This window comes from Alphaproteobacteria bacterium, from assembly GCA_016870095.1.
Classification (GTDB): Bacteria; Pseudomonadota; Alphaproteobacteria; order Paracaedibacterales; family VGCI01; genus VGCI01.
The window spans coordinates 87,134-113,013 of the sequence record VGCI01000002.1 but is presented as its reverse complement, the minus strand read 5'-3'; the positions used below and the strand labels follow the sequence as shown (position 1 = coordinate 113,013).

Below are 25,880 nucleotides of genomic sequence, written 5' to 3'. Positions count from 1 at the left end.
TGAATATCACACCTTATACGTGTGATCATCTCGATTTTTTCTATCCTAATCCTTCTTTTCAAAATTCACAACCCGCATGGTTCCAGGCCACTTTATCAAACAACATGCCCCATCGTCATTGTAAAAATGGACTTCTGCTTGTCGCTGCGACAATAAAGTCTTTGCAATAAACAAGCCTAGCCCCATTCCTTGGTATTCTCCGGCTCGTGATTCGTCTTTATGTTTAGCGGGTTGCGGTTCCCCCAGTCGAGGAAGAACGGCAGGGGGGTAACCGTGACCATCATCTTTGATTATAGCTTGAATACTATCTTTGTTCCATTTCAGGGTTACGTTCACGTTGGACGTAGCAAATTGGAAGGCGTTTTGAAGGACGTTACCCAAGCCATGAATGAGGTCTGGTGTAACATAGAAATGGGGTTCAGGATCAGGAGCATCTTTATGAATTGTAAGTCCAATATAAGGCAATTTATGAGGCTGAGCTGCCCTATCAATAATTGCGGATAGAGGGAGACTTTGTTGTGTTTGATCTGGTCCTTCTCTCATACTGCGAGATAAGTCGGCTAGAATATCGCGGCATCTCTCTCCTTGGCTAATAATAAGGTGTATGTCTTCCGTTAAGGGGCTGTCAGGGGTGAGCGAGGAAAGAATATCTTTTGCTGCAAGAGAAATGGTGCTTAAAGGGGAACCAAGTTCATGGGCTGCAGCTGCGGCTAGGGCGCCAAAGGAAGATACTTTTTGTTCCTTTGCTAAGGCTAATTGTGTGGCATTCAGGGCATTGGCTAAGTCATTAACTTTTTTGGATAAGCTGCCAATATAAAATGCCACCACCATGAGAAAAATGACCAAAGATATGGCAATGAGCAAAAGGGGAGGGTAAGGCAAATTAACAACTCCACCAACATCTCTATCCACCCATGAAAAGAGGAAGTTAGTGAAGAATGAAGAAATCAAATGATCACCCTATGCGCCGCAGATAAGGCGTTGAAGTGAGCAAATCAGAAAAAATGGGGCTGTTCTATCTCCGAGTTTTTTATCTGTGAAGGGTGTTAGGCATGAAAGGATGAGGCAACCAAGAGTAACCAACTTTAGGTGTGCGACAATATCACGCATCCCTAACATGGCAATTCTCTTGCTACTAATAAAATTGGACAAGTTGTATGTTCCTGTTGGTTATTTAGACTCGAGAGAGTAGACTTGGTAATTTAGTCTCTGGGGTCTTTTTAGAAGGTCAGCAATTTATGCTAGGTTTTTATTTTTTTTGCTGTTTCAAGTAGCAAAATAAGTAGTAAATCTTTTTTAAATTATAGCTAAAGTGTAGCTAGCTCAAAACAACTACACTTGGCTATATTTTTTAATTTCTACAAATAAAAATTATTTTTCAAAAATTAAATGTTCATTTTTTTATTGTTTTTTCCTAGAAATTATTTGTTTTATACTTCTAAATCTCCAGTTCTTTATTGTTAAGCAGGGAATATTTATTATTATTTTATCCCCTTTTTTCTTGAGAGTGTATTCTCTTTTTTCTTTTTAATTTTTCTCTCTATATTGAAGCTATATAAACACCATCAGAATTAAAAATCAACACTTTGACAAAGATTTTTGATAATAAAATTGCAGTTTATAAAATAATACAGTTTAATTAAAGGTTTAATATTTTTTACCTCTGTTGCGAGGACTGCAATATCGGCATACTAAACATGCAAGTTCGTTTCCTTTTACTTGTAATGCCTGGATTTGCTGATCTTGTTTTATTTAACGCCAACATAGTTTTTTTATGTTAAGACTAAATAAAAAGGAGAATAAAAATGCGTAAACATCGACTTTTTCTGTGGGCAAGTTTTTCTTTAAGTTTGGGTTTAGCTTGCGTTTTATTGGTCTACTATCAAATTCAACACCAGTCGAATGTAAGTCTTCAAGATCATCCAGGTAAGGGAATACCTCAAATAGGGGGAGAATTTAGGCTGTATGATCAGCAGGGAAACTTACGCACTGCATCAGAATTTAAGGGAAAATATCAGTTGATTTATTTTGGCTATAGTTTTTGTCCCGATATTTGTCCCCTCGGTCTTCAAAATATGTCAGGAGCTCTAAATTTGCTGGGTCGAGATTTAGATGATATCGTCCCGATTTTTATAACTATAGATCCGGAACGAGATACAGTTGAGAATCTCAAAATTTATGCGACAAACTTCCATTCTAAATTCTTGATGCTCACGGGAACACAAGAACAAATTAATTCGGTGTTAAAAAGCTACAAGGTCTATGCTGCAAAGGCAAAGCCAGATGGTACAATGGCTGATTATTTGATGGATCATAGTACCTTAATTTATCTAATGGACAGGCAAGGGCATTTCTTAAAGTCCTTTCAGCATACAGCCAGCCCGGAAGAGTTGGCTAAAAGCCTAACGACGTTGCTAGCAAATGAGAAAAAATTATAAAGAGGGCGCCATTATTTACATTCACCTACAAATTGCACTTAATAGATAAAATGCTGAACGTTTATAAAATAGTTTAGCTTCAAAAACTAAATTAAATTTTGTTTGTTTTTATTGTTATAAGATTAGTGAATTTAAATAAAAAATCATCCTTACTTTTTATCATTTACGCACTGTACCTATTTTAAATTTTACGCCCAAATTTGACAAATACACAAAGTAGCATTAAAGTTATTATATAATCTTAAATGATGAAAGGCGGTTAAATGACTTATAAAAAATCCCCGCTTACCCCTGAAAAGACTGAGGTAAATCTCAGCCGTCGTTTATTCCTAAAACTTACAGGAAGTGCAGGTTTAAGTGTTGTTGCTGGACCAACATTGTTAATTCCAAAATCCGCTGAGGCAAAGACATTTGGCTCATATCTTTTTGCCCCTTTAAAGAAAGATCAGGATATTTTTTTAAGTTTTTATAATCGCCATACGGGGGAATCGCTCAAGAAATGTACTATCTGGGCGGGAGGAGAGTACGATCCTCAAGCATTAAAGGAAATTAATCATTTATTCCGTGATCATCGAACTCACACGGTATATGACATCGATCGTAATTTATTACTTATGTTACATAAAATTCAAAGGCAACTGGAGACAGTTGAACCCTTTCATTTGATTTCGGGGTATCGGTCCCCCAAAACAAACACCATATTGAATGCAAGGAGCTCAGGCGTTGCGAAAAGAAGCTTGCATATGAGTGGAAAGGCGGCAGACATTTACGTGCCGGGGCGAACGTTACGCCAGGTGCAAGCATCAGCAAAGGCTTTACGAGTTGGCGGTGTTGGCCGTTACAGTGATTTTGTCCATGTGGACACAGGACGCGTCCGATATTGGGGCGCGACTTAATAATTCTTCCTCATTTTTCCTCAAGTTCTAAGATGAATCTTGAGTATAGATTGCTGGTTGTATTAAAATATGTTAAAATAAGAAAATTGTATAATTTTTGTAAATGATTTTACATTTTCTTGAAGTTCAATTGTCTTAATATATAGAAATTATTAAATTCTTAAGGAAAAGCGAAAATGGGTGAAATAATTGCTGGTATTTTTGGATTGCTTGCTATTTTAATTGTTGCACGATCGGTGCGCACTGTTTCTCAAGGGTATGAATATACTGTAGAGCGATTTGGACGTTACACCCGGACTCTCTCTCCTGGTTTGCACCTTATTGTTCCGATAATGGATAGAATTGGGGCAAAAATTAATATGATGGAAGCGGTTTTTGATGTTCCATCTCAGGATGTCATTACCAAAGACAATGCGGCAGTTACGGTTGATGGTATTGTGTTTTATCAAGTATTAGATGCGGCAAAAGCAGCCTATGAAGTTGCAAATTTGGCCAATGCAATTCTTAATCTGACGATGACGAATATTCGTACTGTTATGGGATCTATGGATTTAGATGAATTGTTATCCCATCGTGAGGTTATTAACGCTCGACTTTTGGCAGTTGTGGATGAGGCGACTTCACCCTGGGGAACTAAGGTGACCCGTATTGAGATTAAGGACATTAAGCCTCCGCGTGATTTAATTGATTCGATGGGACGTCAGATGAAGGCGGAGCGAGATAAGCGCGCCTTGATTTTAGAGGCCGAAGGAGAGCGTCAGGCGGCAATTTTAGCGGCGGAGGGCGATCGGCAAGCGCGTATTTTAAAAGGTGAAGGTCTTAAACAATCTATGATTTTAGAAGCAGAAGGTCGACGAGAATCTGCTCAAAGGGACGCGGAAGCTCGGGAAAGATTAGCGGCAGCAGAAGCCAAAGCAACAACTGATGTGTCTAATGCCATTAATAAGGGTTCTGCTCAAGCTATTAATTACTTCGTTGCGCAAAAATATGTAGAAGCTATGCACGCATTTGCTCATTCACCAAATCAAAAATTATTGCTTATGCCTATGGAGGTTTCAAGTGTCATCGGTTCTATTGCAGGCATAGCTGAAGTCGCTAAAGAAGCTTTTGCGGATCAAAAAAATAATGGCGGAACTGAACGTCAAGTCAATCGTTCAAAAGTCAAAGCTAGTGTGCCAACAGTTGGAGAGTCAACATGATATTAGAGTATTGGCATTGGGTCATTTTTGGTATGGTCATGATTGCAGCTGAGATTATTGTACCAGGTGCTTTTTTTCTTTGGGTAGGTATTGCGGCTTTAATTCTGGGAGCACTTGTTTTTGTGTTTCCTTTTACAACGGTTTTTGTACAGTTGATTCTATTTGGATGTATTGCGATTGTCTCGACGGTCGTAGGCCGCAAACTTCTTCGCAAAGCTTTGATAGGCGGAGCTACATCTTTGCCGCTTCTCAATCGGCGAGGCCAACAATTTATTGGTGAAACAATCGTTTTGGATGCTCCTATTCTAAATGGACATGCTCATGTAACAGTTGCTGATTCAAAATGGCGCGTTAAGGGGCCTGATTTGCCTATTGGTGCAGTTGTTATCGTTGTGGGAGTTGAGGGAAATATTCTGGTTGTTGCTGAGAAAAATTCTTAAGTTATTGATTCCATAATTACTTATGCTACCTTTTCTTTATTGCATCAAATAGATAATTTTGCTCTAAGTGTTAAGAAGCCAGCGATATGTCAGGGGTGGAATACAAATGGGGTCTGCAAATTTATTAAAAGAATCAACAATTAGAAACCTGGACGACCATATTTTGGAAGCATTTCAAGAAATCGGTCAAATCCTTGCAGAGGCAAGGAAAGAGCAGAATTTAACCATTACCCAAGTTGCCTCAAAAATTCATATCCGCCAACGCTATTTAATTGATTTGGAAGAAGGGCAACTTGCGGATCTGCCTGGGCGTGTTTATATCTTAGGTTTTATTAGGACCTACGCTCGTCTATTAAATTTAGATGGGGAAGAGTTAATTCGTCGCGTTAGTAAATCCCCTCATATTCCTGATTATGAAAAAAGTCAAATTTCCATACCCATGCGTCCGGAAGAAGAACCGAGCTATTATGCACTGGCAGGATCAATACTGTTGATACTTTGTGTATCTATAGGGGGTTATCTCTTTTTAAAACCCGCCTCAACAACCGTAACGCCGCTAGCTGGAATTATGGGAGCAGAAACGGCACTCCCTCAACAGCCTCCTGTTTTGGCAGTAACAGAGCCGGTGCCGGATATTTTGAAACCCGAACTTAGCCCAATTGAGTTGCAACCAAAAGTATCAAAAGAATATTCTTCACCTGTCATGCCAAAAATTATTTATCCAGAAAACATGCCGACGGTCGTCTCTCCGGTTGAACCAGTAGCCAAGGAGCCAACTGCCCAAAACTCTCCCAAGCTCATCAAAAAAATTACAATTAAGGCTACAGAGCCTTCCTGGGTTGAAGTTCGGGATGATTCAAAACGAGTGATTTTCATGAAAGTTTTGAAAACTAAGGAAGAATACACTGTACCAGAGAAACCTGGCATAACCATTAGTACGGGGAATGCGGGGGGCATTGAAATATTTGTTGGCGAAACTAAATTGCCTATTTTAGGGGTACGCGGAGAAGTTAAACGTGATCTTCGTGTTGAAACTCTTCAATAAAATTAAGAAACGTTAAGGTTATTGTCTCCTATGTCATAACTTAAATAATATAATTATTTCAAAATACAGATAATATCATAACATTCATTTTTAAATGTGAAGTTTAGTAACTAAAAATTTACGCCCTCCTATCTATACTATAATAATATTCTTCTGGTGTAGTTTAGCATTATGCTCATTAAATCAATCCTTGGAACTATGCTCATGTGGGCAGTCTTAACGGTTACCAGTTTTTCTGTATCTAAGCATTTTCTTAGCAAACCGCCTCAAGAATCAGAGGATAAAGTTGGCGCGGATGAACAGAAGTTGAGATATGAGGGTCTGGATATAGAAGATATTTGTAAGCCTGCAAGAAATCCTCATTGTAAAGCCATAATAAATGATTACTGCCATAAAACCTGTAGGGCAAAATTATGTGCAAAGCATGGTACGATACGCAGTATGTGTCGACTTATGTGTGAGGCAGAAGATTTGTCACCAGAATGCTTAAAGATGGGCAGTTCGCGCGTGAAAAGAAAAAATTTATTGAGTCAATCCATGAATTCACAATTCAATCAACCGGGGCCCGAAACCCAACAGTGGATTATGTCTCAGCCATAATGAATTATTAAAAAGGTGCCATCTTTTCTTCCCAGGTTCTCTGGCTTTTTATATTGGCAAAATACGTTCGCAAATTCTTAACGAATCTATGATCTTATTTAAGATATAGACTCGAACTAAGGATGCACTTTTTTGAAAAAGCCACCCCACGATAATGAATTGGATTGGGCTGCGCGCGCGAAAGCAGAACGGCAAAATCAAACACAAGGCGATTTCGTTTGGGCGACACCAGAAGGTATCAGCATAAAATCACTATATACAAAAAAAGATCTTGAAGGATTATCTCATTTTAATTCAATGCCGGGTTCTCCTCCCTTTACAAGGGGAGCGCGAGCCACAATGTACGTGGGTCGACCGTGGACACTACGTCAATATGCGGGTTTTTCAACCGCCAAAGAAACGAATGCATTTTTTCGAGACTGTTTAAAAGGGGGGCAGAAAGGGTTATCTGTTGCCTTTGATTTGCCAACCCACCGGGGCTATGACTCTGACCACCCCCGTGTTGTTGGAGATGTTGGAAAAGCTGGTGTTGCCATCAATTCTGTTGAAGATATGAAGCGATTGTTTGAGGATATTCCCTTGGATCAAATGAGTGTATCTATGACTATGAATGGTTCGGTTCTTCCTATTTTGGCGTTCTATATTGTTGTAGCTGAAGAACAGGGCGTTTCTCCTCAGCAGCTATCGGGAACAATTCAAAACGATATTTTAAAGGAATTTTTGGTACGTAATACATACATCTATCCCCCCGCTGCAAGTATGCGCATTGTTGGTGATATTATTAGTTATTGCACAAAGTTCATGCCCAAATATAACCCCATTTCTATTTCCGGGTATCACATGCACGAAGCAGGCGCAACAGCTGTTCAGGAGCTCGCTTACACATTAGCAGACGGATTAGAATATGTACGCACGGCTCTTTCTCGTGGATTGAAAATAGATGATTTTGCCCCCCGATTGTCCTTTTTCTTTGGGATTGGTATGAATTTCTTTATGGAAGTAGCAAAGTTAAGAGCTGCGCGATTCCTCTGGGCTGAATTGATGGAGTCTTTCCATCCTCAAAATCCTCAAAGCTTAATGCTTCGAATGCATTGTCAAACCTCAGGCGTAAGTTTGACAGCTCAAGATCCGGATAATAATGTCATTCGCACAACGCTAGAAGCCTTAGCAGGGGTATTTGGAGGCACGCAGTCGCTCCATACCAATGCTTTAGATGAGGCATTGGGCCTTCCCACCACGCGTACAGCACGCATTGCAAGAAATACTCAGTTAATCTTAGCCGAAGAAACCGGCTTTACAAAAGTTGTTGATCCGCTCGGTGGTAGTTTTTATGTAGAAAGCTTGACAGATAGCATAATACAGGAAGCTCGTAAGTTAATCATAGAAATTGAAGATTTAGGAGGTATGACGAAGGCCGTTGAAAGTGGATTACCAAAATTACGAATTGAGGAATCTGCTACCAAACGACAGATTCGTATCGATGAGGGGGAAGAAACAATCATTGGTGTTAATAAGTATAAATTGGATCAAGAGGATATTTCATTCCTTCTGGACATTGATACCCAAGCTGTCAAAAAAGAACAGCTACGGCACCTACAGCATTTGAGGAAAAATCGAGATCAAGAGGCGTGTGATACAGCATTGGCTGCTTTAATCGATGTGGCAAAAACAAAGGAGGGGAACCTGGTAGAGGCGGCACTGACGGCGGCACGTGCACGGGCAACATTAGGAGAAATTTCTTTTGCGCTAGAGAAAGTTTTTGGTCGATATGAAGCTTCAACCCAAACCTTAAAGGGTACTTACGCACACAATATGCATGAGGAAGATGAGTTGCAAAAAATTAAAGCAGACGTTGCTTTTTTTGTGGAAAAGAATGAGTATAGTCCACGTTTACTACTTGTTAAATTGGGGCAAGATGGTCATGATAGGGGATTAAAAATTATGGCGACAGCCTTTGCAGACTGTGGGTTTGATGTCAGCATTGGTGCACTCTTTTTAACCCCAGAAGAAGCCGCTTTGCAGGCTATTGAAAAAAAAGTGAATATAATTGGTGTTTCTTCCATGACAGCAGGTCACAAAACACTTATTCCCCCACTCCTTGAAATTTTAAAACAAAACAACGCTACAAATATTCAAGTAATCTGTGGAGGAATTTTACCCTTGAACGACCATGATTTTTTAATCAAATCTGGAGTTTCGGCTTTATTTACTCCGGGAACGCCGGTGTTGGGGATTATCAAAGAGGTTTTATCTAGGCTTAAGTAACGTCGATAGCCTCAATTCTAGCATAACAGAAATCGTCTGACTTGACGTTGTCCAATATCTGTCAAATTATATAAGAGAATTTCGTTGCGTCGGCGAGATAGAGGTTAATCTTTTGTAAAGGCGAAATGATCATGCCATTACCGGTAAAGTTTAGGAATACCTATACAAGGAGAAAAAAAACAACGACAAGTAGAATTTTGCTTTCCTTAATTGCTTTTTTTATAAGTTTTTCTCTTAGCTTGAATGTCCAGAGTTCCCAGAGTTCCCAGAGTTCCCAGAGTTCCCAGAGTTCCCAGAGTTCCCAGAGTGCTCAAAGGGCTCAAAATAAAACAAAATTGACCATTCTACTTGGTATTGTTAATTTGCTACTTCATAAAGAAAACAATCCTGTCAAAGCCAAGCTATTAGAAGGTGCTCTTGAAAGTTATACGGACCAAGATGTTCATAATATGTTCCTTAAGTTGAATCACTACCTTAAAGGATCAATCAAAACAAATACATATACCCTTGAACAATATTTTGCACTGACAGAAGGCCAAACGCGTATTCTAATTGTGGGGGGCGGGCTTACATTTGAACATGCATATAGTCATAATTGTTTTTTAATTAATATAAATAGCGATCACAATCCCGACCTGGTAGTGGATTTTAGTATTAAAAATACTGCAGTTTTAGAACCCCTACATCGTAAATTTGATATCGTTATCTTAGAACACGTACCCATTCCTTATATCGTTCAAGATGGTTTTTTGAGCAATGTTATTGCTGTATTAAAATCGGAAGGTAAGCTTATTTTAAATCCAATTTATGGTTTTGAAGAGAGAGTCGGTATAGTGACAAAAGCTGCTAAGCATCTGTTAATTGAAGGTGTCTATCATGCAGATATAATGATTAGCACAGGTATGAATTATAACGTAGGTATACCGTTTACGATTTACCTTAATGAAAACATTTATAAAGTTTATGAAAAGAGCCGGAGGGGAGATGAACCTTCGAAGCAGCTTATTTCTGCTATTCAAAACAAATTCTTTGCAGAAATTATTAAACCATTTTTTGAACAAAGAGGGTTTAAAAATATGAAAATTATTCCTAACAAGGACTTTGCCCATTTCACGGGACTGGAAGAACATGAATTATTTCAGGCAGAAATTAGCTTATAATATTTTGGGGGTCATAACTAACTTTAAGCCCCTTTTTTTCGAGGAGGTTAACGAGAAAGTCTTTAGATAGAATAATATTGTGAAGCTTTATTTCTTTAAGATTATCTAACGCCAAAAGAAATTCTAATCCATCACTATTGACGCGGGTTCCTGAAAAATCAATTGATTCTAAATTTTTAAGAGAAGAGAAATTTTTCAGTCCTTTATTCGTAATATCAGAAGAATTAAGAAGAACAATGCGACGGAGTCCTAAATGTTTTCCCGTAATGACAAGTAACTCTGCATCCGTTATTTTGTGACCCGAAACATCAAAGCTTGTTAATTGACTTTGTGAAAGAATAGCGGTCATCTCTTTTTTCAATGAACCAGAAACTTTAAATTCAAATTCTGTTTGAGTTGTTGGTGAGAGATTTTTTTTCTCAGATTTGGGACTCTTATCCCCTGTTGTTAATTTAGCTAAGAATAACGAAGGAGGCCTGGTTTGGTGATGAGGCAGCGTGCCAGGAATTTTTTCAACATCTATGGCATAAGTATTGGTTAAGGAACACATGAAAAGCATCCAGAATGACGTATATTGTAGTTTCATTATTGCTTTCCCAATTAAATTTAAATAATCAATACTCTATATTAATTTATCTACTTTAAATATAGTAATTTTGGGCCAATTTTGCAAGAAAGAATGTTATTTATTTAGGAAGCCTCTTTATTATTAGCGAGATTTACCCTTCAATTTTAGAGAAATTGGCAATTAATTCTGTCTGAATTCTGAGTTTTCCTAAAAGACCAAGGCGATTCGCCCGTATGTCCTTATTATCGTCATTAACTTTTAAGGTTTCAAAGAAGTGATCCACAGACTCATGTAAAGAGGCTAATTGAGCCATCCATCCTATATAATCGTGTGCATCCAACAGTGACTTTCTAACCTTAATAATATTCTCAATTTGTTGATATAGATTCTGTTCTGCGGTCTCCAACAGAAGTTCTGGCTTAATATTGAGATAGAAATGATTATCTTTTGTTGTTTCATTTTCTACAATCCCATCTACGCGCCGAAACGTGGCTGATAAAGCTGCGCCTTTTGGTGATTCCAGAAAAGTATGCAAGGCTTCAACACGTGCCGATAGAGAGAAAATGTTATGAGAGCGTGTTCCAATATATTCTTGAATGGCAACAGATTCAGGTGAATTTGCTAGCTCATCCACATTGATGGTGTGGGCAAGAGAAGTACGATCAATGACAGCAACAATACAATCATGGCGCATACCTTCTGCTTTAAGGGCGACTTTCAAACGATCATTAATGAAATTAAGAATTGATTCAAATTGAAAATCTGATTGGAAGGAAATGCCTTGTTTTTGATAAGCTTCAATAGCTTGACAACATAAGGGTTGGAGAGAAAAATCTGAGAGACCATTGTCTCGGATTAATCGAATAATACCCAGAGCAGCTCGACGTAAAGCAAAGGGATCTTTTGATCCGGTTGGTTCTTCGCCAATTCCAAAGAAGCCGACCAACGAATCTAATTTGTCTGCAAGGGCTAATGCAATACTTAAAGGGGCGTGGGGGCATTGATCGTTCGGGCCTTGAGGTTGATAATGTTCCCGGATGGCTGCGGCAACGTGGGGTTCTTCACCTTGAGCCGATGCATAAATTTCACCCATTACACCTTGAAGTTCAGGAAATTCTCCAACCAGGGAGGTGACCAAATCCGATTTAGCGAGTAAGGCTGCTCGTCTGCCGTCATCTTCGGCGCCTTGTGTGGTCATAAGAGTCTTTAGGCGCTCACATTTTTGATGCAGATTACCAAGCTTGGCATGAAAAATAATTTTGTTAAGTTTTTGGGCAAACTCACCGAGAGGGACTTTTACGTCTTGTTCAAAGAAGAATGCGGCGTCGCTCAAGCGAGCGCGTAAAACGCGTTCATGGCCTGCTATCATTTTAGCCCCACCATCCGCCCCTTTGGTATTAGCAACAACACCAAAATAAGGAGCTATTTTCCCATTTTTATCAAGAAGGGTAAAATATTTCTGATGGACGCGCATGGACGTCGACAAAACGGGCGATGGCAAACGCATGAATTGCTCTTCAATTTGTCCCAGAAGGGGAACAGGATATTCTACTAATCCAGCAACTTCTTGAAGGAGGCCTTCATCCGTCAACAACACCAATCCTTTTTGATGCGCTAATGCCTCAAGCCCTTCCCATATTTGAGTCTGACGAGTCACCGGATCCAAGATGACAAAAGCTTTTTCTAATTTAGTTTTATAATCATCAAATGAAGAAATTTCTTGAAGATCGGGCTTCAAGAAACGATGGCCGGATGTCTGATTGCTCGTGGTGAGGCCTAAAGTTGGCAACGCAAAAGATAGGGGTTTTCCATCAAAAACACATAAGACAGAGCGAACGGCGCGTACCCAGAATTGAGACTTATCGCCGTTGTCTAATGTCCAAAATTGTGATTTTTGCCAGGTAAATTTTGTTAAAATAGCTTGAATGACTTGGGGCAATATATCAGGTGTTTCTTGAGGTTTTGTTTCAATATGGGCGTAGTAATACCCCTCGCGTTGTTCACATTTCTCCAAGGTTAAACCAGTAGATTTTAAAAATCCTTGGATTGCCCCTTCAGGAGCGCCAACTTTGGGGCCCCGACGTTCTTCAATTGTACCCGATGTAGTCGTCGGTAAATTGAATACAACAGCAGCTAAGCGTCGAGGTGTTACATAACTTTCGACGGATGAGAATGTAAGTCCCTTTGCAGTCAATTCATCTTCCATCAATTTTTTTAAGTCATCCTGTGCTCGACGTTGCATTCGTGCAGGAATTTCTTCTGACAAAATTTCTGTTAAAAATTCAGGCATTAGTGAGCCCTCTTTTCTAGAGGGCTTGTATCTGAGTTTTTCAACCATTCCTCGCAACATCCCTTAGCGAGAGTCCGTACACGGCCAATATAGCTTGCCCGTTCCGTAACACTTATGACGCCTCGGGCATCCAATAGGTTAAACAGATGACTGGCTTTAATACATTGGTCATAGGCGGGTAAAGTAAGGTTGAGAGCGAGCAGGGCGATACATTCTTGTTCAGCATCTTTAAAATGTTGGAACAATAGATTTGTGTCTGCATGTTTGAAATTATAGGCGGAAAATTCTTTCTCACCGCGCATGGACACATCCTTGTAGGTGAGTTTGCGCGAGCCTGTCGCCCCATTCCAATCTAGAAGAAAGAAGTTGTCGACATCTTGAACATTGAGCGCAACACGCTCCAAGCCATAGGTAATTTCCACGGGAACCACTTCACACTCTATGCCTCCAACTTGTTGAAAGTAAGTGAATTGGCTAATTTCCATTCCATCGCACCAGACTTCCCAACCCAAGCCAGCTGCTCCGAGTGTGGGACTTTCCCAGTCATCTTCAACAAAACGAATGTCGTGATTTTCAATATCAATGCCGAGATACTTTAAACTATCTAAATACAACTGCTGACAATCAGCGGGCCCGGGTTTCATAATTACTTGAAATTGATAATAATATTGAGTGCGGTTTGGGTTCTCCCCATATCGACCATCGGTGGGGCGACGAGAAGGTTGAACATATGCCGCATTCCAAAGATCAGGGCCTAGTGCCCGCAATGTGGTTGCTGGGTGGAAGGTTCCTGCACCAACTTCAACATCATATGGTTGCAAAATGACACATCCCCAATCTGCCCAATACTGTTGTAGGTCAAGGATCATTTGTTGAAATGATTTCGGTCTTGAGACCATCTGTCATCCTCATGTTAAGAACGAGTTGTTATAAATTTAACGTAGTCAAGCTGGATAAAAGGGTCAAGGAGAATCCTGTCAATAAAAATTAAAGGCTTTTTTACCTAAACTATTTCTTCCAAATAATAATATTATTTCTTGCAAAGTAGGGTGTGAACTGCCTAGTTTGTTGGCACTTGATCCCAGTTGCCGTTTAAAGATTGCTTCCAATAAACTAAGGAATGTCCATTTTGTTGGTAAGTTTTTTGACGAAGTTGGGCGGCGGAAAGAGTGGTTGGATCATTCCCGTCAAAAATATCGACACACCGAGTGTATCCTGACAAATCGTCAACTTGACAACCATTTGTTAAAACAAGGACAGTTGCCTTATTTTTGTTATCCATTTCTGTTGAGATCCAAATAGGATTCTCAAGTGGATCTAGCAGCTTATTGCCATCGGCACCGTGGGGCAAAAAGGCACCCGATGAATAAGTCCAAAGAGATGAATTTAACTGCTGCATATGATCTGAAGAGTCCGTCACGACGAGGGCTCGCAAACCCCCATCGTAGACTTTTTCTAATATTCTTGGCAAAACTTTTTCAAGAGGATGTGTCGTTAATTGATAAAGAGTTACTTCTGCTTTTTCTTTATTCATAGTGCGTTTGAATCCATTGATTGAGTAATCTTACACCAAAAGCGGTTGCGCCTCTAACACTTAAAGGTCGACCTTTTTTATCCCAAGCCGTTCCAGCAATATCTAAATGAGCCCAAGGCACGTCGTTAACAAATCGTTGTAAAAACTGAGCGGCAGTAATGCTTCCCGCACCGCGACCCGATCCAATATTTTTAACGTCAGCAACCGAGGAATCAATATCTTTGTTATAAGCTTCTGACAAGGGAAGACGCCATAATTTTTCACCTGTAACATCTCCCGCTTCTTTCAAGCGATTTGCCAATGTATCATTGTTTGAAAACAATCCGGCATGTTCTTGCCCTAATGAAATTACAATGGCGCCTGTCAATGTTGCCAAGTCAACCATAACTTGTGGTTTAAAGCGACTTTGTGTATACCACAGAGCATCAGCTAAAACCAAACGACCTTCAGCATCCGTATTCAAGATTTCAATGGTTTGTCCAGACATAGACGTTACGACATCGCCAGGTCTTTGAGCAGAACCTGATGGCATATTTTCGGCAAGAGCCATAACTCCCACGGCATTGACTTTTGCTTTTCGTCCAGCTAGGGCGCGGAAAAGTCCCAATACGACGCCAGATCCGGCCATATCATATTTCATATCATCCATGTCTGTTGCAGGTTTGATAGATATGCCGCCTGTATCAAATGTAATACCTTTTCCCACGATCGCTAGGGGAGCTTGACTTTTCGGTCCTCCTTTCCACGTTAAAACAACAAGGTGGGAATCACGAATACTTCCCTGCCCAACGCCGAGGAGAGCATTCATGCCCAGCTTCTGCATTTGAGCTTCTGTCAAAACTTCGACACTAACGCCTAAAGTTTTCAATTCTTTAGCGATTTTGGCTAGACTTTCTGGATAGATAACGTTTGGGGGTTCAGAAACCACGTGGCGTGTTAGAAATACCCCCTCTGCAATTTGGTTTAAAGGCTCAAAAGCTTTTTTAGCTGCTTTCGGCTCTTTTGTCATAAAGTTCAATGTTTTAAGATGAACCTTATGGGCGTCTTTTTTCTTAGTTTGGTATTTGTCAAATTTCCAAGTCCGAAGAAGGGCGCCATAGGCAACGTGGGCTATGGCTCTATCTTCATCTGCAACTTTAGATGCTAATGAGGGAAAATTGACACAAGCTGACTTATCCTTGGTACTTTCCAGAACCGCAAAAATTTTGGCTCCTAATTCTTCTAGACTCAATAGTGTAATGTCTTTTTCCTTGCCCAATCCAAAAAGAATGATTTCACTCACCTTTAATCCATTGGGGGCTATCAACCGAATTATTTCATCTTTCTTGCCCTTAAAATCTTTTGTTGAAATAGCTCGAGATAAGGAGCCACCCGTTTTTTTATCAACGTCTGCTGCGATTCCCTCAAGCTTTTTCCCTTCAAAAGTTCCAATGATGAATGGGCCTTCTGTTGTTAAACTCCGGTCTAGAAAGTCAATTTTCATTATGTTCTCCCAAGGTTAATATCTACCACTTTAGACGGATGTAAGTCTTTTTCAGTTAGCAATATGCTTATTATGATCATAAGACAAAATTCTCTAACGAAAAAGACATCATTCAAGGGGAAGGAATCTATTTTAAAAATAATAGTGATATTGTAATAACAGGTGAAATATATTTCTCAATCTTTATACAGAAAATACTTTCAATTTCTTGTGATTTAGGCAATATGGGTAGCAAGGATGTCTAAAAATAAATAATTAAGGGCTTGAATCTCAATGTTTTACTGGGGGTTTTTCATTTTTTTCACCTGTTTGTGCAGCATTGGAAATGCTGAACAAACATTCCAACCGGTGTCAACAATCCCTGTCCTTCCTCAAGAAACCGGCATTTCCCAAAAGTCGAATGAGATGCAAACAGAAAGTCTTCATCAAGAAGGTGTCAAGACGAGTGATACCAAATTGCTGGCACCCCCTCTTGAATCAATAAAAGTTGCTGAAATTAAGCCGACAGTTTCCTCTTCTGAGGGTGCCAAAGGTGAAGACCAAAAGCAACTTGAAAGGAAAGCAAAAGAGCAAGCAGCTTTGCCGACAAGCTCTCTTCAACCCGCTATTGCCCCTGTAGAACTTTTACCCCACCGGGCGACCTATATCATTTCTCTCGACAAAAATTACAACGATGAGGATATTGCGGATGCGAAAGGGCAAATGACCATTCAGCTAGCTAAAGTAGGGGATGGATGGGCTATCGAACAAAAATCGACGTTACATATTTATTATAAGGATGAGTCAGCGGAGCAAGTCATTACGACTTTGGCCACTTACGAGTCCTTGGATGGTTTGAAATATAGTTTTAATGCCCGCACCCTGCGGGGCGAAGAAGAAGAAAATATTAGTGGTGATGCTATTTTGGCCAGTAAAGGTGGTGCGGGAATTGTGACTTACCAACAACCCGATGTCTCCGAAACTCGCTTGCCTGTCGGCACTATTTTTCCCACACAGCACCTTATTTATATGCTCCAAGGGGCTATGAGAGGTCAAAAAGTTATTTCAAATCTTGTGTTTGATGGATCGAGTGAAACTCATGAGGCCGTTCAAGTTGATACAGTTTTGGGAGCAGCTCAAGAGCCAAAATTGGCTCTTACCAACAAAGAGTTATTGAAGGCCAAAAAAGTATGGCCAATGCGGATGGCGATTTATACAGTAGAGAGTAATGCGCCGGAAGCTGATTACGAAATCAATCAACATGTTCTGGATCGAGGCGTTATTCGTGATATGACATTAGATTACGGAACTTTCAAGGTTAAAGCCGTCTTAACGCAAGTGGAAGTGTTTTCTTAAGACTCAAAAGGGCTAAATTGGTCATGAAAATTAAGCCCTAAGATGACGTCAGGATTTTAATCTTTCGGAAAGATATAAAATTTGCCCATTCACAAAATCATTAAGCGATCTGTGGTTATTGCAGGGCACGCAACGAGCGTTTCTTTAGAGCCAGAATTCTGGGAAGTTTTGCAAAGTCTTGCTGCTCAGGATGGTCTTTCTGTAGCGGCTTTTATTCGCCAAATCGATGCAACTCTTCAGCCTTCCGAGCATCGCAATCTTTCTAGTACAATTCGTGTTTATATTTTAAAAAGACTGAAAGAAGATAAAGGGTAACTATTTCTTTTCCGTATCCTCGACAAATGATTTTAATCTAAAATAGATGTTATACCTGAAGTTATTGATGAAGGCTCGGATAAAAAGGGGACAGAGAGCAAAAAACCGTCAGTAAAGAAAGAAAAACAGCGGCCAAAAAACCCAAGAAGGAAACCGAAAGCTCAAGCAAAAAGAATGATCTTTCAGATGATGATGATGAACAAGCTGATGATGAAATAGCTAACTATCAATATACCCCCACTGATATAAATCGTTTATTACATCTACCTCTCTCAGAAAAACTCCCCGATGCTGCAGAATATTCTAAATTTTCTCTAAGTGGGGCCGATGTCGATGATGATGCAGATACAAATGATATCATACATTGTTTAAATACCAGCAGATATGTCTTGCCGCCAATTATTGGTCATGCAGAGGGACATATGGATAAGAGTCCTGCTGAAACATTAATTGACCTTCTATCGGATTCGTTTTACCCACATGAAGCAGTGATTGAATCCCCTCCTGAGGAAATGATAATTCCCTTTAATCCTGGCGGTCACTGGGTTACATTACAAATTTTAATTCCAGAATTGGAAAATGAAGAGATTACATTTAACTACATTGATTCTTTAGAGGGAACCTCAAAGAGCGAGGCACGCCTGTTTCTGGCGTTCTTAAGAGGTAAGTATTTGGGAAGAACCATAAAATTTGAACCGATACTTTCTAGGATACAACCAGATGGAACTTCTTGTGGAGCTGTTACAGTAGAAAATGTTAAAGATCTTTTCCGCGAGGTACAATTGCCTGATCCACACTTAATTAATTTATCGGATATTTTAGCCCTGAAAAAAGAGCACCAGGCGCACTTAGCCACTATTGAACAAGATTTCGACTTTGATAAATGATTGGTATTAATTTGGTTTTAATTACGGAGGTATTTTTATGAAAAAAATTTCATATATATTTATATATAGCCTTATTAATCTTGGATTTACGCTCAATATTGATGCGATAGATTCCATTCTTACTACGCCTGTGGAACATTGTCAGTTCATAAGGTCATCTCTTGCAAAGGCTCAAAGTAGAGTCATTATTGTTTCTCCCTTTATCACTTCTTGGAGACTTACAAATAATGATTTTAACGGTAATAACGGATTAGGTGCCCACCTTAAAGCCGCAATGGATCGTAGGGTAGAAATTAGTGTATTTACAGATGCTGCATTTGATGCAAACAAAACATACGCTGCTCAGGGAAGGATAATTCTTGCCAGTTTAGGAGTTGATCTCAAAATTGTTTCGCATCTTCATTCAAAAAATTTGATTGTTGATAATGATTGTATTACTTTTGGCTCTTTTAACTGGCTGTCAGCTGATACTAATCCTGGAGGCATGTATAACAATTATGAAACCACGACTATTATGCGCGCTGAACAAGCACAAGAAGTTATTGCTAGAATTGTTCCTGAACTCATAAATCTCGAGGTTAAGCTGCATGGGGGTGGTTATTCATCTTCTCTATTAGATTTAAGTATTACTGTGGAAGACCAAGCAGCTTATGCACTTGAGCTTTATCTAGAACAGTATACCCGTCCTCATTACAAGCAACTTGCAGAACACATCCTCTCCAATTATATGGTTGATTGTTTGGATGCGAGGGTTGGACTTCGAATCCTTAGAAAAGCAGTGGCTATTGGCGGAGCAAATAATCTTATTATTGCTGGAGCAGAAGCACTTCCTAGATATTGCACAAGAGCATCCGAATTTATTGAGCTTGCAGAGATGTTGGTAGGAATTAATCAACAACAAAAAGCGGCTGAAATTGCAGCTAGTATTTTTCACATAAATCGTGGGGAGGCATTTGAGGAGCTAGATTTTATATGTGATCGTTTAAAGCGCATTGGGTTGAGGGAAATGGGGAAAAAATTTGAACAGTATATACTAGGGCCACACACTCAATAGATAATTAAATTCAAAACTCTGGAATGCTCTAGATGGTATTAACAAGAGATACGAACTAGGTACTCTTTTTTCTGCAGCTTATGCGAACCTTTAAGGTGGAAAAAACCATATAATATTTATCCCCCTTCATAGCAAGTGGCAAGAGTATTCTAGTTTTAGAGCATAAATTTTTGAATGGTTTTGAATATCATTTTTTTACTTCATAAACTATATTAACCACTTTTAGTAATTTTTGGTCATTTAAAAAGGCAATTTTTTACATTTGATTTTCGTCACCCATATATCGGGACAATAAGAATAATTATTTGCCTATAATTTTTACTTAAATTAAAATGAATTCTATAAATTTGTTAAATGTTTTTTGAAAAATTTTAGTTAATTATTATATTAAGAGGTGTTAAGTTGTTAAATAAATTTAAATATTATCCTATTATTTTTATGTTTATGATTATCTTGTGTTCCAATTTATGTGGTATGGATGAAAAAATCGAAGAATTATCTACGAGTTCTCAATCAGCAACTCTTGTTCTAAGAAAAAGTGTTAGAAACTTAACTGATTATGAAAAGAAACGTTATGTAACTGGTGTTAAACTTTTAAAAGCTGAAAAAATTGAAGGTAAATTATATAAAAATACTTATGATAAATATGTTTTAATACACTCAAGACAAAAAAACATGGCGGTTGCCCACGCCGCTCCTACCTTTTTACCATGGCACAGAAATTTCATATTACAATTCGAAAAGGATATGCAAAGAATATTAAAAGATAATGCTTTTGCTTTACCATATTGGGATTGGGAGTGGGACGCCAATCAAGCTGATCCACTTAAAACTCCTATTTGGGATGATGATTTCATGGGTGGAGATGGACAACCTGTATCTAGTGGGCCATTTACCCAAAGCCAGTGGATAACCACAAGTGGCGAAGGATTATCAAGAAAACGTTCTGTACATGCAAGCATACTACCTTCTGAAGATGATATCAACCAATCACTTATAGCTACGACCTATGATGTAGGTCCTTATAATGCGCAGAGTCAGGGCGGTTTTCGTAACATTATTGAAGGATGGCTTGGTTTTAAACTACACAACCTCGTGCATACTTGGATTGGTGGAGATATGATGATGGTACCAACTGCCCCAAACGATCCAATTTTCTTTTTGCATCATTGTAATATTGATCGCATATGGGCGATGTGGCAGTCTCAACATCCGAATGAATTTGACCCCTTAAAAACGACCTATCCCAAAATAGGGGCAGCAAAAGGTACGAATTTGTATGATTCGATGGTCCCATGGAAGACTACACCAGCACAAGTTTTAGACTACAAAACACTTGGATATGATTATGATGAAAATTGGACTACAGTTTCTTCTTTAACATTTGATAATGAATTATCTAGGGTGTGTATTTCGCCATTTTTAAATTATTTATATATCGTAGCATTAGATAGCAACGAGCATGTATACATTTCTACATTAATTGGTGGAAGTGCTACTAAGCCCGTACAGCCTAATGTTGATTGGAGAGCTTCTGCAGTTAGCATGATGATTTTTAATAATTATATGTTTATGGCTCTCGTAGGTAGAGAACATGTTTATCTTACCCAAACAAATGGTACAAATTGGGTGCCAGTATTTGAACCTAACCAAGGTTGGCGTGCTTCTGACTTAAGCTTTGCATCCAAGGAAAATAAGTTATATATGGCAATTATAGGAAACGAACATATTTATACAGTATCATCTTTTGATGGTCAAAAATGGTCTGAAGCTAAAGAACCTAATGGCAATTGGAAAGCTTCTTCAATAAGTTTAATAAATTTTAAAAATACTCTATTCATGACATATGTTTATAATGGAAATGTGTATTGTACTTATGCAACTGATGGAGATAATTGGGTGGATGCATTTCAACCTAATAAATTATGGAACGCTTCAAATGTAAGTTTATCAACAGATAAAAATAAGTTATTCCTATCTCTTATCGGTAAAAATAATTACATTTATATTTCATCATCTTATGATGGAAAAAATTGGAGCGAAGGCTATATACCCAATGTAAATTGGAAAGCAGCTAACCTTAGCTTAACAGATTTCTTCAATCCAGTCCCCCCTATGGAGCACAGTCAAAATATAGCTTTCATAGATAATACGAGCCGATATAGTGTAAAAATAGTAAGGGGATAAAAAGTAATTTATTTTTAAATATAAATTTCAACGACAACTATTTTGTTGTGATGGAAAAAAAATAAAAATTTATATTTTTCCATCACATTTTAAACTTTAATTTATAAAAATCACGTTTTGCTTTTTAGAATTTATCATCTAATTCTAATTTTGAATTTTGTTAATTAAAGAAAATTTCAATTTTATTTAGTGACAATACGAAAAATATCTTAGGAATTCTGAATTAGGCTTATGAGAAAGATGAAATAATATTTTGTGGTGAAATTTTGGAAAGAATGAAAAATTAAAGCATTATATAAAGTCTAGCAGATATGAAATTGATTGTAGATTGGTACAAACACGGTACAATTATAAAAATTTAAGAAATCAGGTTTCTGTTTAAACCTTGATGTGATTGGTAGCGAGGGAGGGACTCGAACCCCCGACACGCGGATTATGATTCCGCTGCTCTAACCAGCTGAGCTACCCCGCCAAATTTAAGTCAATATACTGTTCCCATGGCTTGGTGTCAAAGGAGAATTACCGAAACCCGGACCAAATCATGGGCTCCTTAAATTATTATCGAATAATGGCTTCGATGGCTAGGGTCTTTCGTGAGCCTGAACCTTTCGTCAATTTTTGTCCCCAAGTGGTTCGATTTGGGGAAGCTTGATCCAAAATTCTGATAGACTTAATATCAATTCTTGCCTCACGGTAGTCCCAAGGGATAACACTTTTTGCGCGTTCCAAACTGAATTCAGGCAACCCAAGCTTTTGACAATATTCTGAATTGTCAAAAACAGAGAGGTTAATCAAAATTTGCAATGACGCTCCTGGCTTCGCTAAACGAGCTATATTTTTTAAGATATTAACCTCCGGCGCCACCAAGGCTTGAAGGAGCGATCCCCAAGGATAGTTAATGGTTATTTCTGAAGCCATTCCGCTCAATTCAAGCGGTAAGGAGTTGGCGTTTGCCCAAACGAATAGGGCGTTAGCAACACCACCTCGTTCAGGTTTTGCAATTGTTTTTTGGGAAGATTCACGCATAGCTTCAGGGCTTGCGTCAATACCGATACAGAATTTGTGGGGAAATTGACGAGCTTGGTCTAGAATGAATCGACCGTCACCCGTACCCATATCAATGAATACCGAATCTCAATTCTGAGATCAATTAATGAGTTCAGTAGCGGTCATCTGATGAGTTTTTTTACCAACAACAATACGCATCGAACAGTCTTTCTAAGCCTTACAAGGCAAGCGAGTTATAACTCGTCTTATATAAAATAAGTTTAAATTCCTGTCAATCCATGTATGTCATATTTATGAAATACGTTTAACAATTATCAAAGTTAGAAGCATATATCGTTCTTGCCAGAAGTGCGTACGTCACTGTCTAGGAATTAAAGTTTACTTTCTTAAAAAATGTTTGTTTTTACCGACTGGGCTTTCTCGGTTTTACAGCAGATTTCTTTAGTGCGTGTGGTAAAGTTGCTTTTGAAGATTTAGCAGCTGCAATACCACCACTGTTGTTTGATCTGGCAGCAGGCCACTTTAACCCTCTTTGTCCCCTTTTTTTAAGGCTTTGGGGTGAGTACGCGCGTATTCGGGGTTCAATTGTTGGCCAGACAGTTCGTCTAATTTTCCGCAAATCAAAATCGTCTTGAAGATTAAGCCAAAATTCAGCAGAAGTCCCAAAATACTTACTGAAACGAAGAGCCGTGTCAGCAGTTATAGAGCGCTTTCCATGAATGATATCGTTAATTCGTCCAACAGTAATATCAAGATCTCTTGCCATTTGGTTTTGAGAAATTTCTAAGGGAACCATAAATTCTTCCCAAAGAATGGTTCCTGGTGTTATAAGATCAAGATTTGTCATTTTTAATTCTCCTAATGGTAATCCACAATTTCAACATTTATGGCGGCACCATTCTCCCACTCAAAACATATACGCCATTGATTATTAATCCTAATACTATGTTGACCGCCTCTATTGCCCACAAGTTTCTCAAGTTTATTACCGGGTGGGACAGTTAAATCATTTAGATTATGAGCAGCATTTATCATAAAAAGCTTCCTACGCGCTTGATCTTGAAAATTTGAGAAATCCCCAACATATTTATCGCCAAAAAGCTTTTCTGTTTTTTTGCATCGAAAATTTCTTATCATACACATTATAATATACTCTTTTTCAGTATATTTCAAGTGGTATATGTAAATAATTATAAGAAATTCTTAAAGAATTACTTCACGCTTTTCCAAATTTTTCGTTTGGAGAGATAAAGAACAGTCGTGAGGATTAAAAGATAAAACAAAACTTTGAACCCCATTTGCTTGCGCTGCTCCATTTCCGGTTCTGCGGCCCAAGATAAAAAAGTCACAACGTCTTTCGCCATTTGATCTGTCGTAGCTTTCGTACCGTCAGCATATTTGATTTGTCCCTCAAATAAAGGAGGTGCCATAGAAATTTGTCGGCCTGAGAAATAAGGATTGTAATGCATCCCTTGGGTAATCGCCGTATCCTTGGGGGCTTCGCAAAATCCCGTGAGGAGCGCATAAAGATAGTTTGGTCCCCCTGTGCGTGCTTTTGTAATGAGCGAAAGATCAGGCGGCAAAGCGCCGTTGTTTGAGGCTCGAGCGGCTTTATCATTGGCATAAGGAGAATGAATTTTGTCTGAAATGATCCCTTTACGTTGGGTAGGTTCCCCATCGTCTGTAAGATCCGGGTGATCATGTTCCAGGGCAAGTGCTTTGACAGCGTTTTTAGAAAGACCAATGCCCATCAATTTTTCATAAGAAATTCGATTTAAACCATGACATGCGGAACAGACTTCCTTATAAGCTTGATATCCTCGTTGCAAAGCATCTCGTTTAAAAGTCCCCGTGGGACCCTCAAAGGACCAAGATTGTTTGGGAATAGGTAGCGTATCTCCTTCAGCACAAATAGACCCACTTGTGATGAAGAAGGCTGTCGTTAATTTGACCAGAGCGAGTCTCATTTTGGTGTCTCCCCAAGGACAGGCCTGCTAATGCTTAAAGGCAGAGCCATAATGGGTTCCAATCGACTCAATACGGGTAAGAAAAGAAAGAAGTGGGCAAAATAGTAAAAAGTGGCTAATCGACCAATAATAATAAACATACCCTCTGGGGGATTCGCTCCTACCCAACCCAAGACAAAACAATCAAATAGAAATAACCAAAATAACCATCGATGATAAGGACGAAAGCGAGAACTACGCACCGGATGCGTGTCTAACCAAGGAACAATAAACAAGGTCATGACGGCCCCAAACATGGCGAGCACACCCAGAAGTTTATTGGGAATAGATCGTAAAATGGCATAGAACGGCAAGAAGTACCACTCGGGCACAATGTGAGGGGGGGTGACGAGAGGATTTGCGGGAACATAGTTGTCCGGTTCGCCAAAAAAATTAGGGGCAAAGAAGATAAAGCCACAGTAAATGATTAAGAAAATCCCCAAACCAAATGTATCTTTGATGGTGTAATAGGGATGAAAAGGAATACTATCCTCCGGACCTTTGCGCTCAATTCCTAATGGGTTACTTGAACCAAATTGATGTAACGCCACAAGATGAAGAATGCTGACCCCGACAATGAGAAAAGGTAAGAGATAGTGGAGGGCAAAAAATCGATTCAGGGTCGGATTATCAACGGCAAAACCGCCCCATAGCCAGTGAACAATACTGTCCCCAAAGGGAAAAGCAGAAAACATATTTGTGATAACAGTTGCGCCCCAAAAGCTCATCTGTCCCCAAGGCAGGACGTAACCCATAAAAGCGGTTGCCATCATCAGGAGAAGAATAATGACACCCAATATCCATAACAACTCGCGAGGGGCCTTAAATGAACCATAATACAGGCCTCGGAAGATATGAATATAAACCACTATGAAGAACATGGTTGCCCCATTCATATGAATATAGCGTAGTAACCAACCTCCGTTCACATCCCGCATAATATGTTCAACACTATCAAAGGCGTGATCTACATGGGGAATATAGTGCATGGCGAGAAAAATACCGGATGCAATCATAATAACAAGGATAATCCCTGCCAAAGAACCAAAATTCCACATGTAGGAAAGATTCTTAGGGGTGGGATAATCCCCCAGTTCATTCTTAATTAGGCTAATAAATGGCAGTCGACGATCAATCCATTTTAAAATGCTCATGATTTTTTTTATTCCC

General features: G+C 39.0%; 25 protein-coding genes and 1 tRNA gene. 13 read left to right on the top strand and 13 right to left on the bottom strand.

Annotation, left to right across the window (positions count from 1 at the left end; all coding sequences use genetic code 11):
* Nucleotides 1-45 precede the first annotated feature (45 nt).
* Both FJX03_02055 and FJX03_02050 read right to left on the bottom strand, forming a co-directional pair.
* Nucleotides 46-951 carry a HAMP domain-containing histidine kinase gene (locus FJX03_02055; GenBank protein ID MBM3632478.1) on the bottom strand — a complete coding sequence of 302 codons (906 nt, stop codon included), beginning with the start codon at nucleotides 949-951 and terminating at the stop codon, nucleotides 46-48.
* Between the two features lie 9 nt (nucleotides 952-960).
* The gene (locus tag FJX03_02050) at nucleotides 961-1,152 is read right to left on the bottom strand and encodes a hypothetical protein (GenBank protein MBM3632477.1); all 192 of its coding nucleotides are present in this window, start codon (nucleotides 1,150-1,152) and stop codon (nucleotides 961-963) included.
* Nucleotides 1,153-1,805: 653 nt separating this feature from the next.
* Here FJX03_02050 and FJX03_02045 point away from each other — a divergent pair.
* The 8 genes from FJX03_02045 (at nucleotide 1,806) to FJX03_02010 (ending at nucleotide 10,043) form a co-directional block, all read left to right on the top strand.
* The gene (locus FJX03_02045; GenBank protein ID MBM3632476.1) at nucleotides 1,806-2,438 is read left to right on the top strand and encodes an SCO family protein; all 633 of its coding nucleotides are present in this window, start codon (nucleotides 1,806-1,808) and stop codon (nucleotides 2,436-2,438) included.
* A gap of 263 nt (nucleotides 2,439-2,701) precedes the next feature.
* On the top strand, nucleotides 2,702-3,334 hold the full coding sequence (locus FJX03_02040) for a DUF882 domain-containing protein (protein ID MBM3632475.1): 633 nt from the start codon (nucleotides 2,702-2,704) through the stop codon (nucleotides 3,332-3,334).
* Nucleotides 3,335-3,510: 176 nt separating this feature from the next.
* Complete coding sequence (locus FJX03_02035) at nucleotides 3,511-4,533, top strand: SPFH/Band 7/PHB domain protein (protein MBM3632474.1); 1,023 nt, start codon at nucleotides 3,511-3,513, stop codon at nucleotides 4,531-4,533.
* A complete protein-coding gene (locus FJX03_02030; protein ID MBM3632473.1) occupies nucleotides 4,530-4,973 on the top strand; it encodes an NfeD family protein in 444 nt (147 codons plus the stop codon). The genes FJX03_02035 and FJX03_02030 overlap by 4 nt, the downstream gene beginning before the upstream one ends.
* A 106-nt stretch (nucleotides 4,974-5,079) precedes the next feature.
* Complete coding sequence (locus FJX03_02025; GenBank protein MBM3632472.1) at nucleotides 5,080-6,018, top strand: helix-turn-helix domain-containing protein; 939 nt, start codon at nucleotides 5,080-5,082, stop codon at nucleotides 6,016-6,018.
* Nucleotides 6,019-6,189: 171 nt separating this feature from the next.
* A complete protein-coding gene (locus FJX03_02020) occupies nucleotides 6,190-6,618 on the top strand; it encodes a hypothetical protein (protein MBM3632471.1) in 429 nt (142 codons plus the stop codon).
* A gap of 159 nt (nucleotides 6,619-6,777) precedes the next feature.
* A complete protein-coding gene (gene scpA / locus FJX03_02015) occupies nucleotides 6,778-8,883 on the top strand; it encodes a methylmalonyl-CoA mutase (protein ID MBM3632470.1) in 2,106 nt (701 codons plus the stop codon).
* Between the two features lie 335 nt (nucleotides 8,884-9,218).
* Nucleotides 9,219-10,043, top strand: coding sequence for a hypothetical protein (locus FJX03_02010; GenBank protein ID MBM3632469.1), 825 nt, complete (start codon nucleotides 9,219-9,221; stop codon nucleotides 10,041-10,043).
* Here the strand turns inward: FJX03_02010 and FJX03_02005 are convergent.
* From FJX03_02005 to FJX03_01985, 5 genes are all read right to left on the bottom strand, one after another.
* Nucleotides 10,033-10,629, bottom strand: a complete 597-nt coding sequence (locus FJX03_02005; GenBank protein ID MBM3632468.1) for a hypothetical protein — start codon at nucleotides 10,627-10,629, stop codon at nucleotides 10,033-10,035. The genes FJX03_02010 and FJX03_02005 overlap by 11 nt on opposite strands.
* A gap of 133 nt (nucleotides 10,630-10,762) precedes the next feature.
* Entirely contained in the window at nucleotides 10,763-12,901 is a 2,139-nt protein-coding gene (locus FJX03_02000; protein MBM3632467.1) for a glycine--tRNA ligase subunit beta, read from the bottom strand.
* The gene (locus FJX03_01995) at nucleotides 12,901-13,770 is read right to left on the bottom strand and encodes a glycine--tRNA ligase subunit alpha (protein MBM3632466.1); all 870 of its coding nucleotides are present in this window, start codon (nucleotides 13,768-13,770) and stop codon (nucleotides 12,901-12,903) included. Before FJX03_01995 ends, FJX03_02000 begins: the two co-directional genes overlap by 1 nt.
* Nucleotides 13,771-13,961: 191 nt before the next feature.
* Nucleotides 13,962-14,435 carry a DNA polymerase III subunit chi gene (locus FJX03_01990; GenBank protein ID MBM3632465.1) on the bottom strand — a complete coding sequence of 158 codons (474 nt, stop codon included), beginning with the start codon at nucleotides 14,433-14,435 and terminating at the stop codon, nucleotides 13,962-13,964.
* Entirely contained in the window at nucleotides 14,428-15,918 is a 1,491-nt protein-coding gene (locus FJX03_01985; GenBank protein MBM3632464.1) for a leucyl aminopeptidase, read from the bottom strand. The genes FJX03_01990 and FJX03_01985 overlap by 8 nt, the downstream gene beginning before the upstream one ends.
* A gap of 273 nt (nucleotides 15,919-16,191) precedes the next feature.
* Between FJX03_01985 and FJX03_01980 the strand changes: the two genes are divergently transcribed.
* From FJX03_01980 to FJX03_01960, 5 genes are all read left to right on the top strand, one after another.
* Nucleotides 16,192-17,253, top strand: coding sequence for a DUF1849 family protein (locus FJX03_01980; GenBank protein ID MBM3632463.1), 1,062 nt, complete (start codon nucleotides 16,192-16,194; stop codon nucleotides 17,251-17,253).
* Nucleotides 17,254-17,349: 96 nt separating this feature from the next.
* The gene (locus FJX03_01975; GenBank protein ID MBM3632462.1) at nucleotides 17,350-17,568 is read left to right on the top strand and encodes a ribbon-helix-helix domain-containing protein; all 219 of its coding nucleotides are present in this window, start codon (nucleotides 17,350-17,352) and stop codon (nucleotides 17,566-17,568) included.
* Between the two features lie 422 nt (nucleotides 17,569-17,990).
* On the top strand, nucleotides 17,991-18,455 hold the full coding sequence (locus tag FJX03_01970; protein MBM3632461.1) for a hypothetical protein: 465 nt from the start codon (nucleotides 17,991-17,993) through the stop codon (nucleotides 18,453-18,455).
* A 37-nt stretch (nucleotides 18,456-18,492) separates the two neighbouring features.
* On the top strand, nucleotides 18,493-19,509 hold the full coding sequence (locus tag FJX03_01965) for a hypothetical protein (GenBank protein ID MBM3632460.1): 1,017 nt from the start codon (nucleotides 18,493-18,495) through the stop codon (nucleotides 19,507-19,509).
* A gap of 402 nt (nucleotides 19,510-19,911) precedes the next feature.
* Nucleotides 19,912-21,696 (top strand): tyrosinase family protein, encoded by a 1,785-nt coding sequence (locus FJX03_01960; GenBank protein MBM3632459.1) that lies wholly within the window; start codon nucleotides 19,912-19,914, stop codon nucleotides 21,694-21,696.
* 395 nt (nucleotides 21,697-22,091) lie between these two features.
* Here the strand turns inward: FJX03_01960 and FJX03_01955 are convergent.
* The 6 genes from FJX03_01955 to FJX03_01930 all read right to left on the bottom strand — a co-directional run bounded on the left by FJX03_01955 (nucleotide 22,092) and on the right by FJX03_01930 (nucleotide 25,864).
* Nucleotides 22,092-22,168, bottom strand: a tRNA-Met gene (locus FJX03_01955).
* 86 nt (nucleotides 22,169-22,254) lie between these two features.
* Complete coding sequence (locus FJX03_01950) at nucleotides 22,255-22,812, bottom strand: class I SAM-dependent methyltransferase (GenBank protein MBM3632458.1); 558 nt, start codon at nucleotides 22,810-22,812, stop codon at nucleotides 22,255-22,257.
* A gap of 295 nt (nucleotides 22,813-23,107) precedes the next feature.
* Entirely contained in the window at nucleotides 23,108-23,551 is a 444-nt protein-coding gene (locus tag FJX03_01945) for a HigA family addiction module antidote protein (GenBank protein ID MBM3632457.1), read from the bottom strand.
* Between the two features lie 11 nt (nucleotides 23,552-23,562).
* Complete coding sequence (locus FJX03_01940; GenBank protein ID MBM3632456.1) at nucleotides 23,563-23,841, bottom strand: hypothetical protein; 279 nt, start codon at nucleotides 23,839-23,841, stop codon at nucleotides 23,563-23,565.
* A 74-nt stretch (nucleotides 23,842-23,915) separates the two neighbouring features.
* Entirely contained in the window at nucleotides 23,916-24,671 is a 756-nt protein-coding gene (locus FJX03_01935; GenBank protein MBM3632455.1) for a cytochrome c1, read from the bottom strand.
* A complete protein-coding gene (locus FJX03_01930) occupies nucleotides 24,668-25,864 on the bottom strand; it encodes a cytochrome b (GenBank protein MBM3632454.1) in 1,197 nt (398 codons plus the stop codon). Before FJX03_01930 ends, FJX03_01935 begins: the two co-directional genes overlap by 4 nt.
* Nucleotides 25,865-25,880 lie beyond the last annotated feature (16 nt).